The following is a 12999-nucleotide window of genomic DNA, read 5'->3' on the forward strand; positions in this document are numbered from 1 at the left end:
GGCTACCTTGGCCCATCCACGTCCCGGTTCCACTCAAGCGTTCAACCTCTGGCCGGAACCTCGGGCTGTGCTCAGGCCTCGAAGCGGGCGTGCACCGCGGCGCTGAGGGTGATCCGCTCGGGCGCCAGTTCGATCGCGTCGGCCTTCGCGGGGCGGGCCTGGGCAAAGACCAGCGGGGCGGACTCCGCGGACGTGCTGGCAGCGCCGCCCAGCAGGCCGGGGTCGGCCAGTTCCCGTAGCGCGGGCTCCCCACAACCGGCGGCACGCGCCATCACGGCGGCGCGGCGACGGGCGTCGTCGATGGCCCTGCCCAGCACCTCGTCCTGGTGGCGGGTGCGGGTGGCTTCGGTGAGTTCCCAGGCGACGTGGCCCAACTGGATCTCCGGGGATTCGCCCCAGACGGCGGTGAACGCGGACAGGGCGGCGGCATTGCGGAAGGTGATCCGCACGGCGACGCTGGCGCGGTGCGAGCTCCCCGACGGCTGGCCGTTCTGGTCGAAGCGCTGCTCGGCCCAGACCTGCGGCGCCTGCACCACATGTCGCTCGACGGGGGAGTCCGGGGTGGCACCCCGTCGCTTCAGTTCGCGCAGCAGGTCGTTGGTGCGCTGCTGGACGTGTTGCAGGGCAGCGGCGCGATCCTCGTCGACGGCGACGACGTCCAGGTGCAGGGTGCCGAGCTCGGCGGGCAGTTCCACCAGGTGCTGGCCGACAACGGTGATGATCATGGCTCCAGACTACGGATCAGGCGGCCAACCGAATGTGCTGTTCGGGGTGGACGGCGGGCAGGTCGTGCACGCTGCTGCGACGCAGCCGTACGGCCTCTGCCTGACGGCGTCGATTGCCCCCCAGACGATCGAACAGGGCGAGCAGCAGCACCAGCGGTGCCATCAGCACGGGTACCGCAAACCAGATCAACACGAGCACTGCAACCGCGGCGGCCATTCCCAGGAAAGTCATCATGACTCCAGTCAAGCTGTGAGGGGCCTGTGAGCACATCGGCTACGTGGTTGGTCTTTGCTGCTACCCATGGGGGAAGCCGGTTCGAGCAGTTCATCCCGCAGTCGTAGGGGAAGTGACCTGGTGGTGTGCTTTCCTGCTCGTTGTCACCGATGGAAGCCAGGACCAAGATCATTTCAATAGATGCACCACCTGTGCTCCCAGCGTCCACTTGTGGCAGCGCCCACATCCTAGGAGCGGGCCCGGGCCACGGTGGGCAGCACCTAGTCTGGCTGCATGCCCGCACTTCGTTCCCGCACCACCACCCACGGCCGCAACATGGCCGGAGCCCGCGCCCTGTGGCGCGCCACCGGCATGACCAATGACGACTTCGGCAAGCCGATCGTCGCCATTGCCAACTCCTTCACCCAGTTCGTGCCCGGCCACGTCCACCTCAAGGACATGGGACAGCTGGTCGCCGGAGCCGTCGCGGAGGCGGGCGGCGTCGGCCGCGAGTTCAACACCATCGCCGTCGATGACGGGATCGCGATGGGCCACTCCGGCATGCTCTACAGCCTGCCCAGCCGCGAGGTGATCGCCGACAGCGTCGAGTACATGGTCAATGCGCACCAGGCCGACGCGCTGGTCTGCATCTCCAACTGCGACAAGATCACCCCCGGGATGCTGCTGGCGGCGCTGCGGCTGAACATCCCCACCGTCTTCGTCTCCGGCGGCCCGATGGAGGCCGGCAAGGCCACCATCAAGGACGACGGCACCGTCACCCGGCTGGACCTGATCGACGCCATGATCAAGTCCGTCGACGACAATGTTTCCGACGCCGAGATCGGCACCATCGAGGAGAATGCCTGCCCCACCTGCGGCTCCTGTTCCGGCATGTTCACCGCCAATTCGATGAACTGTCTGACCGAGGCGCTGGGGCTGTCGCTGCCCGGCAACGGTTCGACGCTGGCCACGGCCGCCGCCCGCAAGGAGCTCTTCCTTGAGGCCGGTCGGCTGGTGGTCGAGCTGTGCAAGACCTATTACGAGGGTGACGACGATTCGGTGCTGCCGAAGAGCATCGCCACCAAGCCGGCGTTCGCCAATGCGATGCGGCTGGACATTGCGATGGGCGGCTCCACCAACACGATCCTGCACCTGCTGGCCGCGGCCCAGGAGGCCGGCGTCGACTTCGACCAGGACGACATCGACGCCCTGAGCCGCGTCACCCCGTGCTTGGTGAAGGTGGCCCCCAACACCACCAACTACTACATGGAGGACGTGCACCGGGCCGGCGGCATCCCCGCGATCCTGGGCGAGCTGCACCGCGCCGGGATGCTGGAAACGGATGTGAGCTGCGTCCACTCGTCGTCGATGCAGCAGTGGCTGGACGACTGGGACATCCGCTCCGGAAAGGCCAGTGACAAGGCGATCGAGCTGTACCACGCCGCTCCCGGCGGGGTTCGCACCACCGAGGCCTTCAGCTCCACCAACCGCTGGGAGTCGCTGGACACCGATGCGGAGAATGGTTGCATCCACTCCGTCGAGCACGCATACACCATCGAAGGTGGCCTGGCGGTGCTCAAGGGCAACCTGGCGCCCGACGGCTGCATCGTGAAGACCGCGGGCGTGCCCGAGCACCAATGGCAGTTCACCGGCCCCGCAAAGGTGGCCGAATCCCAGGAGCAGGCCGTCGAGATGATCCTGGGCGGCCAGATCGTCGAGGGCGACGTGGTGGTGGTCCGCTACGAGGGCCCCAAGGGTGGCCCCGGCATGCAGGAGATGCTCTACCCGACCTCCTACCTGAAGGGGGTCGGGCTGGGCCCCAAGTGCGCGCTGATCACCGACGGCCGGTTCTCCGGCGGCTCCTCGGGCCTGAGCGTCGGGCACGTCTCCCCGGAGGCGGCCTCCGGCGGCCCGATCGGCCTGGTGCGTGACGGTGACATCATCACCTTCGACATCCCCAACCGCAGCGTCAGCGTCGAGCTCAGCGACGCGGAGCTGGCCACCCGGCGTCAGGAGCAGGACCAGACGGGCTGGCAGCCGAAGGACCGGGACCGTCAGGTCTCGGCCGCGTTGAAGATCTTCGCCAAGTTCGCCCAGTCGGCGGACAAGGGGGCGGCCCGCAAGGTTGACTGACTGGTGCCCGGCGTCGCCTCCGGTGAGGCGCCCAGAGCCATGGAAAGGGCCTCGTGCAGCAATGCACGAGGCCCTTTCGTGTCCGGCCAGGCAGTGGTGACGGATCCGGCCGATGCGTCCCTTCCCCTTCGATCCCACCAACCAATCGTCACCCGGCTGATGCGCAGCGCCCCCAGCCCAGCTGTCGCCGGGGGCCACTGCGGGTGGATCGTCGTGAAGCGGACCATCCCGGGCCTTCGACCGAAGACCCGTTCCTCCATTGTTGCCCCTTGGCCGCGGCGACACGCAAGTCGACGGGTGAACTTTCGGGGGTGAATCTCGGTGTCCACCGCCGGGTCCACAAGCGCCCCGGCGTTTCCCACAAGACGACGGCCGTCATCCACAGAGCCTGTGGACGACGGCCGTCGCAGATGGTCAGGCTGGTGCGGGTCAGAGCCGGTCGAAGGCGCTCCGGCCGGTGACCAGGGTGACGCAGACCAGGATCAGGCCGGCGGCGGCGCAGTGCCCGGCCGCCCACCACATGTCGACGCCCTTTTCGGCCATCACCTGGCCGAGCACGAATTCCAGGGCGAACAGGCCCAGCATCGTGGCCAGCACGGGGCGCAGCGTCGGCTGGCTCCAGCCCTTGCGGGCCAGGGCGAACAGGCCCAGGGCCACGGCGACGGCGAAGACCAGCCGGAAGACCTGCAGGCCGACGGCCTCGTCCTGGCTGACGATCCGCCACATCGGCCACCCGACGACGGCGGTGAAGGAGCCCTTGCCGGCCACCACGATGCCCAGCAGGTGCAGCACGACGACGCCGGCCATGCACTCGAAGGCCAGCTTGGACAGGGGGGTCCAGTGCCAGCGCGGCGCACCTCGATGCACCGACAGGGTGACCAGGGTGGTGGCCATCAGCACGGTGAGGGCGCCGAACAGGTCGATCACCGCCAGCGGCTTGGAGATGCCACCGTTGAGCACCACCATGCGACCGAGCAGGGCCGACAGGATGGCGCCGACCACGGCGGCCCACGGCAGCCAACGCACCATGGGACGCACCTTGCGGACCCGCAGGGCGGTGATGGCGGCGGCCAGCAGCACGAAGCCGGTGCTGGCGGCGATGATCCGGTGGCCGAACTCGATGATGTCGTGCACCTCGGCCTCCGGCCCGAAGTGGCCGGGGTAGCAGCCGGGCCAGGTGGGGCAGGCGAAGCCGGAGCCGGTGGCGGAATTGATGCTTCCGGTGATCACGGTGGCGATGCCGAAGATGGCGGCCAGCCGGAAGAGCAGCCGGACTGCCGGGCTGGTCTCGGCGGGCTGCGCGTCGCTGCGCTGCTGCAGTGAGACGGAAGGAGTCGCTGTGGACATGACCTGGTTTCCTGTTGTCGGGAGGGATGTGCTCGCGGTGAGCATTCCGCCTCACCCTATGCAGCGGCTCGGCCGAGCCGTTCGCCGGGGTCGACAATCGTTGAGCTTTCTCCCACCGGGCCGCTGGCTCGCCAGCGGGGTTGGCAGGCCAGCACGGTCCCGGAGCTGGTCAGGGGGTCTTTGCCCGCGCTCAGCCGAACAGCGTCGCCGAATCCAGCACCGTGATCTGCGGCGCATAGAGCCCCATCACCTGCAGCGCCGCGACGTGGTTCTCGTCGGAGGATCCGGCGCAGGCGTCGGACACGACGGTGACCGTGCAGCCCGCATCCGCCGCGGCCAGGGCAGTGGAGATCACGCAGCAGTCGGTGGACACCCCGGCCAGCACCAGGTGCGGATGATCGCCGGTGACGCCGGCCAGCTGCGGCCCCCACTTGCCGAAGGTGTTCACGTCCACCGGGGGACGGTCGGTCAGGTCGGTCGCGGTGGGCACCAGCTCGAAGAGCGGGTCATCGTCGGGCTGGTCCGCGAAGGGCCAGGCCTGGAAATAGGCCTGCCAGGAGCCGGCCCGGTCTTTCCCGGGCAGCCACCGGGTGAGCACCACCCGGTCTCCACAGTGGGCGGCCAGTCGGGCCACCACCGGCGCGGTCTGCTCGAAGCGAGGGGCGCACCACTGGCTCACCGGATCGGCAAAGATCTTCTGGTGGTCGATCACCACCAGCCAGGCGTCGTCGGGAATCATGCCCGCTCCTCCTGTCGCCTGACGGTGCCTCCGTTGAGCACCAGGTGGCCCACAAAGCCCAGCAGCAGCGCGATGATCACGCCGAGGTTGGCCCAGGGCCAGGTGCCCTCCCAACCGTCGGGCCCGTGGTGGCCCAGCTTCAGCGGCTCCAGCAGGTAACCCTGCCAGTTGTTGTAGGCGGCGTCGCTGAACTGGTTGATCACCAGCCCCCAGCCGATCACCGAGGCCAGCACCATCGTGCCGATCGCGGCCCAGTTGAAGGCGCCGTAGCGGCCGCTGGAGTCGAAGAGCGCGGCGTCGTCATAGGGGCGCTTGCGCAGCACGATGTCGGCGATCATGATTCCCGCCCAGGCCGAGAGCGGCACGCCCAGCGTCACCAGGAAGCTCTGGAAGGGGCCGATGAAGTCCTGCGCGAAGAAGACGACGTAGATGGTGCCGATGGTCAGGATGATCCCGTCGAAGGCGGCCGCGGCCGGACGGGGAATCTGGATCCCCAGGCTGAGCAGCGTCAGACCCGACGAGTAGATGCCCAGCACCGCGCCGGAGATCAGGGTCAGCACCGCCACCAGCAGGAAGGGCAGCAGCGCCCAGTTGGGCAGCAGGGTGGCCAGCGCACCGATCGGATCGCCCTGGATCGCGGTCGACAGGTCTGAGGAGGTGCCGGCCAGCAGCAGGCCGAAGACCACCAGGATCAGCGGCGCGACCGACCCACCAAAGGTGTTCCAGAAGACCAGCTTGCCCGCGGAGGCGTCTCGCCGCTGGTAGCGGGACCAGTCGGCGGCAATGTTGATCCAGCCCAGGCCGAAGCCGGTCATCACCATCACCAACGCGCCGATGGTGGACTGCACCGAGCCGCTGGGCAGCGCGGACACGGTGGGCCAGGAGATGTGCTTGAGCGTCATCGCCATGAAGACGATGGTGAAGGCGCCGGTGATCCAGGTCAGGATCGACTGGATCTTCATGATGGTGTGGTAGCCGAGCACCGAGGCCACCACGATGAAACCGGCGATCACCACACAGGCGATGATCTTGGTGGTGGTGCCGTGGCTCCAGCCGAGCCGGTCGAAGATCGTCGCCGTCGCCAGCGTCGCCGTGATGGTCAGCGAGGTCTCCCAACCGATCGAGGTCAGCCAGCTGATGATGCCCGGCACCTTCTGCCCCTGCACCCCGAAGGCAGCCCGGGAGAGCACCATGGTGGGCACCGAGCCGCGCTTGCCTGCGATCGCGATCACCCCGCAGAGCGCGAAACTCAGCACGATGCCCAGCACACCAACAATCAGCGCCTGCCAGAAGGAGATGCCGAAACCCAGCAGGTAGGCGCCGTAGGTCAACCCGAAGACGCTGACATTGGCCGCGAACCAGGGCCAGAACAGGTCGTGCGGGTTCGCCGTGCGCTCGGAATCCGGCACGACGTCGATGCCCTGCATCTCGACAAGGCGGGAGGAAGCGGTGGCCTGCTCGGCCACCTGCGGTGTGCTCGACATGGCGACATCATTGCACCGGCCGCTGACAATTCTGCGCAGGGCACGACGGCGGGACGTTTCGACGTGGTTAACCCGGATGTTGCCGAAGCCTCCTACGGTCGTCGCCATGCGTACCCCACGAATCACCACCCTTGCCCTGGCCGCGAGCCTCGCCGTTGGCGTCGTCGCAGCCACCGCCCCGGCCCAGGCCGCGCCCACCGGACATCCCCTGCCGAGCAAGAAGAAGACGCCGCGTACGGATCCCGACGTCCGCTTCGCAACCTTCAACGCGTCGCTGAACCGCGGCGCCGCCGGAGACCTGGTCAAGGACCTCGCCACGCGCGACAATGCGCAGGCCCAGACCATTGCCGAGATCATCCAGCGGGCCAATCCCGACGTCGTGCTGGTCAACGAATTCGACTATGTGGAGGGCGGCAAGGCCGCCGAACTCTTCCGCGACAACTACCTGGCGGTCAGTCAGAACGGGGCCGGGAGTGCCCACTACCCCTATTACTACGTCGCCCCGGTGAACACCGGTGTTCCGTCGGGTCATGACCTGAACAAGGACGGCAAGACCGGCGGCCCCGACGATGCCTGGGGCTTCGGGCTGTTCCCCGGCCAGTACGGCATGGTGGTCTACTCCAAGTACCCGATCGACCAGCACAGCATCCGCACCTTCCAGAACTTCCGCTGGCAGGACATGCCCGGCGCGCTGCTGCCCGACGACCCGAAGACCGCCGCCGCGGGCGACTGGTACTCCCGCGAGGAGCTGGCCAGTTTCCCGCTGAGCAGCAAGTCGCACTGGGACCTGCCGATCATGATCGGCACCAAGCGGGTGCACCTGCTGGCCTCCCACCCGACCCCGCCGGTCTTCGACGGGCCGGAGGATCGCAATGGCCGTCGTAACCACGACGAGATCCGGCTCTGGGCGGACTACATCGCCGGCGGCAAGCGGGCCAGTTACCTGTATGACGACCAGGGACGCCGTGGTGGGCTCAAGCGCGGCGAGCGCTTCGTGATCGCCGGCGACCAGAACTCGGACCCCCGGGACGGTGACTCGCTGCCCGGCGCCATCCAGCAGCTGCTGGACCATCGTCGCGTCAATTCCGCCAGCATCCCCGCCAGCGAGGGCGGCCCGGAGGCGTCGCGGCTGCAGGGGCAGGCCAATGCCACCCACACCAGCGATCCGCGCTTCGACACGGCAGATTTTGGGGATGCCATCGGCAGTTCGGGCAACATGCGCGCCGACTACGTGCTGCCCAGCCGCAACCTCACAATCCTGGATTCGGCGGTCTTCTGGCCGACGCAGGCCGATCCGCTGTCCCGGCTGACCGGCACCCACCCCTTCCCGAGCAGCGACCACCGGCTGGTCTGGGTGGACGTGAAGCTGCGTCACCGGCTGGCACGCTGAGGGCCCCTCGACAGGCTCGGGGATCGTGGTTGGGTCAGGCTCGGGGATCGTGGTTGCATCGGGCTCGGCGCCCGGGTAATCGCGGCGGCCGGGCCTGTCGAGGCCTGGGTTACTTGCTGCGGGTGACCGGCGGCTCGGCCGACCAGGGGAAGACGATCCACTTGTCCGTCTTCGCCCAGACATAGTCCGGGTCGACGATCGTGGTGGGCTTGGCGTAGAGCACGACGCTCTTCACCTCGGCGCCGAAGCCCTCCAGCAGCTTGATCACCAGATCGAGCGTGCGGCCGGAGTCCGCCACGTCGTCGACCACCAGCACCCGCTTGCCCTGAATCGAGTCGGTGTCCAGCAGGGGAGCGAGCAGCACCGGATCGGGCAGGGTCTCGTGCACGTCGGTGTAGAACTCGACATTGATCGCGTCGGTGAGCTTGGTGCCCATCGCATAGGTGAGGGCTCCGCCGGGCAGCATGCCGCCGCGGGCCACCGCAATGATGATCTCCGGATCGAAGCCGGAATCCACCACCTGCTGGGCGAGCTCCCGGGAGGCATCCCCGAAGCCCTGCCAGGTGAGAACTTCCTTGTCGGCGAGGTCGCTGGAATCCGCGTGATAGGCAGTCATGCGGGAAGCCTACTGGCCCGGGTGGCCGGGCTTCGCGTCGGGGAAGGTGAGCTGCACGAACAGGGCGTCCAGCCAACGGTCGAATTTGCGGCCCACCTCGGGCAGCCGTCCCACCGGGACGAAGCCGAGCTTTTCATGGAAGGCCACCGACGCCTCATTGTTCGCGTCCAGGACCCCGATCATGGCGTGCACGCCGTCCCCGCGGGCCCGGTCGATCAGGGCCAGCATCAGCATCCGGCCGACGCCCAGGGCCCGCTGGCCGTCGGCGACGTAGATGCTGTGCTCCACGGTCTGGCCGTATCCGGCCTTGTCCCGGAAGGTTCCGAAGGAGGCGAAGCCCAGCACCCGGCCCTCGTCCTCGGCCACCAGCACCGCCTGGTTGCGGTTGCGTCGCTCCTCCAGCCACGCCCGTCGATTCTCCACGCTCACCGGCTCCAGGTCATAGCTGGCCGTGGTGCCCACCCCCGCGTCGTTGTAGATGTCGGTGATGGCCTCGAGATCCGCCTCCCGTGCAGGTCGGATGGTGATGGTGGCAGTGGGCGGAACGTCATGCGCTGACATGGGGCCCACTCTAGTGCCGAGCCAGTGCCCGGATCCGCAGCCAGGGCAGGTCGACGATGAGTGGGTGCCGCCGCGTCGTGCGACGGCACCCACCTGCTCACGGGACGCTGGATCGTTCAGCGTCGGGCCAGCCGAACGGCCAAAGCGTCGGCAGTGGCGTAGGCGCCGCACTGGCCCACCGTCTCCTCCCCGCGCAGCGTCGCGCAGTTGTGGTCCTCACCCCGGCTGCGCACGACCAGCCAGGTGAGGCGGTTCCCCACCTGGACGACGGTCGCGTCCTCGAAGTCCAGCGAGCGCTTGCCCACGTGGCGTCGCGAAGCGTCGGCAGCAATGGCGTTCACCGTCGCCCCCTTGGCGGCGCGCACGGTGGCCCGCCGCAGGGGCAGACGTCCGGACACGGCACCGACGGTGCTGTTCGTGTCGGTGTCGGTGACGCAGTCCCGGTAGGAGTCCAAGATGCTGTCGCGCGCCGCCCTGGCCAGCTTGGTGGTGCGGAAGTCGAGCACCACCTGGGTGGTGCTGATCTGCTTGAAGTCCCGGACCCAGATGCTGCGTTGGCCCAGTCGGGTGGGCTGCTGGCACAGCGAGAACCGGGCCGGCAGGCGCGTGGCCTTCCGGGTGGTGGCCTTGCCCACGGGTCGTCCCGGACGGGGGACCGGGGACAGGTCCGGGGCGGTGGCCAGGTTGCGGGCGGTGGGCCTGGGCAGTTCCTGCGACCTCGGGGCTGCCTGGCCGGGAGTGGCTGCCAGCCCGGACGTGGCCAGCAGGGCCATGCTCGCGACGGTGACGGCGGCACGCCGACGGGTGATGCGGTTCATGGTGTCCTCCTTGGAGTGTGACCGGACGGTCCGGCACCTCCTCACCCATCCCTACGGATCGGGCCTCGCGGAGGTTGAGTGCCAGCGGGAACTTTCTGCGGCGAGCGGTTGGCAAGTCAGCGGGACAACCGCGTGGCCACGGCCTGGGCGGAGGCGAAGGCGCCGCAGGCCCCCACCGTGTCGCTTGGAGTCAGGCCGCAGTTCTGCTCCTCACCGCCCACCTGGGACAGCCAGGTGAGTCGGTTGCCGACCTGCACGATGACCGACTCCTCATGGCGTGCCTGGGCGTTCTCCCCCTCTGCCTTCCAGGAGGGGTTGGCCACCACGGCCACGACGGGCTGGAAGGCCGGTTGTTGGACCGGCAAGGTCTTGCCCGTCCACTCGTCGACAGTGCCTGCATGACGGCCGCAGTCGCGGTACCAGCCGAGGATGCGCTGTCGGGCGGCGGTGGCGTCCTGCGGGCTGGAGAAGCCGAGCACGGCCGCGGTCACCCGGGCATCCTTGAACTCTCGCACCCGCAGCGACTCCTGTCCCAGTTGTGGATGGGGCTGGCAGAGCGTGGGGCTGCCACCCCAGAGTCCGTCGGGATGGTCCACCGGCTGCCCCAGCGGCAGGCTGTAGGTGCCCATCGGAGCGAGGTCGCTTGCTGTGGGCAACTGCTCGGCTCCGACCGCTGGTAGGGGCGACGGCGCCGTGGCGGACGGTGTCGAGAGGCTCTCGAGCCTGGTCTGGTCGTCGCGGGAGCGGTGTACCACGACCAGCGTGGTCACGAGGACCGCGAGACCGACCAGGATCGCCACGAGCCCGAGCGCCAGTCGACGCCGCCGCAGGCGGCCACGCGCCTCGGTGACGGCTCGAGCGGCGGACGCGTCGCTGCCGACGGGATCCACGGCGCCCAGCAGGCGTCGCAGCTCGCCTTCGTCGATCTGGCTCATCGTGGGCTCTCCGTTGGTTGTGGTTCTTGGCTGCGCAGCCGGGACAGAGCCCGGGAACAGGTGGACTTCACGGTGCCACGGCTGACGCCCATCTCCTCGGCCACCTCCGCCTCGGACAGGTCAGCGTAGTAGCGCAGCACCACCATGGTGCGCTCCCGTGTCGAGAGCCCCGCCAGCTGGCGCACGATCGCGTCGCGATCGTCCACGGAGCTGTACTGGTCACCGGACTGGGGGTCCGTGTCGGACTCGGCCTCATGTCCTGACAGTGGGTCGCGACGTGACCGACGCCATCGGTCGGTGGCGAGGTTGGTCATGACCCGGCGGGCGTAGGCGAAGGCGGTTGCCTCCTCGATGCGATCCCAGGCCAGATAGGTGCGGACCAAGGTTTCCTGCAGCAGGTCCTCGGCTGCGTGCCGATCACCGATCAGCATCACCGCCAACCGGCCAAGCCAGTCCCGCTCGTCCTCCACGAAGGCCGTGAAACGAGACTCCTTGTCCGCAGGGAGGTGCTCCGTGCCGTAACGCGGTGGCATGCTTTCCATGATACGGCAGACCCCGGTACCCTTCAGCAACTGCCGACTCACCTCCCCCGAAGGATGGCCAGACGTGAAGGACCAGCTCACCCGCTCCCAGCGTCTGGAATCGCTGGAGTACAACCACGCGCACACCCGGCTGCTGGTCGGTTCCGGCATCGGCTGGGCACTCGACGCGATGGACGTCGGGCTGATCAGCTTCGTGATGGCCGCGCTGACCGTGCAGTGGAAGCTCAGCCTGCACCAGACCAGCTGGCTTGGCTCTATCGGCTTCGTCGGTATGGCGCTGGGTGCCTCCCTGGGTGGGCTGCTGGCGGATCGGATCGGCCGACGCCAGGTCTTTGCCGCGACGCTGCTGGTCTACGGCCTGGCCACCGCCGCCTCGGCCCTGGTCTCCGGGATCGCCGCCCTGATGGCGCTGCGCTTCATCGTCGGCTTGGGCCTGGGCGCAGAACTCCCGGTGGCCTCGACGCTGGTCAGCGAGTTCGCGCCGGCCAAGATCCGCGGCCGGATGGTGGTGGCGCTGGAGGCCTTCTGGGCGGTCGGCTGGATGATGGCGGCGCTGCTGGGATACCTGGTCATTCCGCACAGTCACAACGGCTGGCGCTACGCCCTGGCGGTCGGGGTCGTCCCCACCCTCTACGCCGCCGTGATCCGGCGGCACCTGCCCGAGAGCGTGCGCTTCCTGGAGTCCAAGGGGCGCGACGACGAGGCGGAGGCCGCCGTTCGTGGTTTCGAGGATGCGGCCAAGGTGCGCCCCGCGGGGGAGGATCGCGAGCCGGCCACCCCGGTGGTCGATGACCTGGCCGAGCCCACCGGCCCGCAGAACATCTGGTCCAGACGGCTGCGGCTGCGCACCGCGGCGTTGTGGATCGTCTGGTTCTGCATCAACCTGAGCTACTACGGGGCCTTCATCTGGATCCCGTCGCTGCTGGTCAAACAGGGTTTCAGCATCGTCAAGTCCTTCGAGTTCACCCTGATCATGACGCTGGCGCAGTTGCCCGGTTATGCCCTGGCGGCCTGGCTGATCGAGGCCTGGGGCCGGCGCGCCACCCTGGCGAGCTTCCTGTTCGGCTCCGCACTGGCGGCCCTGGCCTATGGCCATGCCGGAAGCCACACCGAGATCCTGGCGGCGGGTTGCGCGCTGAGCTTCGCCAACCTGGGTGCCTGGGGTGCTCTCTACGCCATCGGCCCGGAGATCTACCCGACGTCGATCCGCGGAACCGGCACCGGGGCGGCCGCCGCCTTCGGCCGGATCGCGTCGATCGCCGCGCCGCTGCTGGTGCCGGTGCTGATTGCCCAAGGAGGCAATGGGCTGGCCTTCACCGTCTTCTCCGCCGCCTTCGCCGTCGCGGCGCTGGCCTGCTTCGCGCTGCCGGAGGCCCGCAACCGGAGTCTGGGCCGGGTCTGACGCGTCGTTGCGCCGAGTCTGCTCGGGGATCGCGCCCAACCGGCCCGTCCCAGATGAATCCGAGCTGACAACTGCGCAACAACTCGCCCCCGA

At 68.6% G+C, this 12999-nt stretch carries 13 protein-coding genes; 3 read left to right on the forward strand and 10 right to left on the reverse strand.

Annotation, left to right across the window (positions count from 1 at the left end; genetic code table 11):
* Positions 1–71: 71 nt before the first annotated feature.
* A complete protein-coding gene (locus tag AAEX57_RS08260) occupies positions 72–725 on the reverse strand; it encodes an SIMPL domain-containing protein (RefSeq protein WP_342091870.1) in 654 nt (217 codons plus the stop codon).
* Between the two features lie 16 nt (positions 726–741).
* On the reverse strand, positions 742–960 hold the full coding sequence (locus tag AAEX57_RS08265; RefSeq protein ID WP_342097777.1) for a hypothetical protein: 219 nt from the start codon (positions 958–960) through the stop codon (positions 742–744).
* 273 nt (positions 961–1233) lie between these two features.
* Here AAEX57_RS08265 and ilvD point away from each other — a divergent pair, with 273 nt between their 5' ends.
* Positions 1234–3072: a dihydroxy-acid dehydratase gene (ilvD, locus tag AAEX57_RS08270; RefSeq protein ID WP_342091872.1), complete on the forward strand. Its 1839-nt coding sequence runs from the start codon at positions 1234–1236 to the stop codon at positions 3070–3072.
* A gap of 429 nt (positions 3073–3501) precedes the next feature.
* On the opposite strand, the gene AAEX57_RS08275 is transcribed toward ilvD, so the two are convergent.
* From AAEX57_RS08275 to AAEX57_RS08285, 3 genes are all read right to left on the reverse strand, one after another.
* Entirely contained in the window at positions 3502–4419 is a 918-nt protein-coding gene (locus AAEX57_RS08275) for a COX15/CtaA family protein (RefSeq protein ID WP_342091873.1), read from the reverse strand.
* 190 nt (positions 4420–4609) lie between these two features.
* Positions 4610–5158, reverse strand: coding sequence for a cysteine hydrolase family protein (locus tag AAEX57_RS08280; protein WP_342091874.1), 549 nt, complete (start codon positions 5156–5158; stop codon positions 4610–4612).
* Positions 5155–6642, reverse strand: a complete 1488-nt coding sequence (locus AAEX57_RS08285; RefSeq protein ID WP_342091875.1) for a purine-cytosine permease family protein — start codon at positions 6640–6642, stop codon at positions 5155–5157. Before AAEX57_RS08285 ends, AAEX57_RS08280 begins: the two co-directional genes overlap by 4 nt.
* Positions 6643–6748: 106 nt before the next feature.
* Here AAEX57_RS08285 and AAEX57_RS08290 point away from each other — a divergent pair, with 106 nt between their 5' ends.
* Positions 6749–8032, forward strand: coding sequence for an endonuclease/exonuclease/phosphatase family protein (locus AAEX57_RS08290; protein ID WP_342091876.1), 1284 nt, complete (start codon positions 6749–6751; stop codon positions 8030–8032).
* Positions 8033–8141: 109 nt separating this feature from the next.
* Here AAEX57_RS08290 and AAEX57_RS08295 read toward each other — a convergent pair whose 3' ends face one another.
* The 5 genes from AAEX57_RS08295 to AAEX57_RS08315 form a co-directional block, all read right to left on the reverse strand.
* Entirely contained in the window at positions 8142–8648 is a 507-nt protein-coding gene (locus AAEX57_RS08295; RefSeq protein WP_342091877.1) for a phosphoribosyltransferase, read from the reverse strand.
* A 9-nt stretch (positions 8649–8657) separates the two neighbouring features.
* Entirely contained in the window at positions 8658–9209 is a 552-nt protein-coding gene (locus AAEX57_RS08300) for a GNAT family N-acetyltransferase (protein WP_342091878.1), read from the reverse strand.
* Positions 9210–9325: 116 nt separating this feature from the next.
* Positions 9326–10027 (reverse strand): hypothetical protein, encoded by a 702-nt coding sequence (locus tag AAEX57_RS08305; protein WP_342091879.1) that lies wholly within the window; start codon positions 10025–10027, stop codon positions 9326–9328.
* 116 nt (positions 10028–10143) lie between these two features.
* Positions 10144–10962: a hypothetical protein gene (locus AAEX57_RS08310; RefSeq protein WP_342091880.1), complete on the reverse strand. Its 819-nt coding sequence runs from the start codon at positions 10960–10962 to the stop codon at positions 10144–10146.
* Positions 10959–11495, reverse strand: a complete 537-nt coding sequence (locus tag AAEX57_RS08315; protein ID WP_342091881.1) for a SigE family RNA polymerase sigma factor — start codon at positions 11493–11495, stop codon at positions 10959–10961. Before AAEX57_RS08315 ends, AAEX57_RS08310 begins: the two co-directional genes overlap by 4 nt.
* A 73-nt stretch (positions 11496–11568) precedes the next feature.
* Between AAEX57_RS08315 and AAEX57_RS08320 the strand changes: the two genes are divergently transcribed.
* The gene (locus AAEX57_RS08320) at positions 11569–12906 is read left to right on the forward strand and encodes an MFS transporter (protein ID WP_342091882.1); all 1338 of its coding nucleotides are present in this window, start codon (positions 11569–11571) and stop codon (positions 12904–12906) included.
* Positions 12907–12999: the final 93 nt, after the last annotated feature.

The sequence above is a fragment of the Luteococcus sp. H91 genome, from assembly GCF_038433135.1.
In the GTDB taxonomy this organism is placed as follows: Bacteria; Actinomycetota; Actinomycetes; order Propionibacteriales; family Propionibacteriaceae; genus Luteococcus.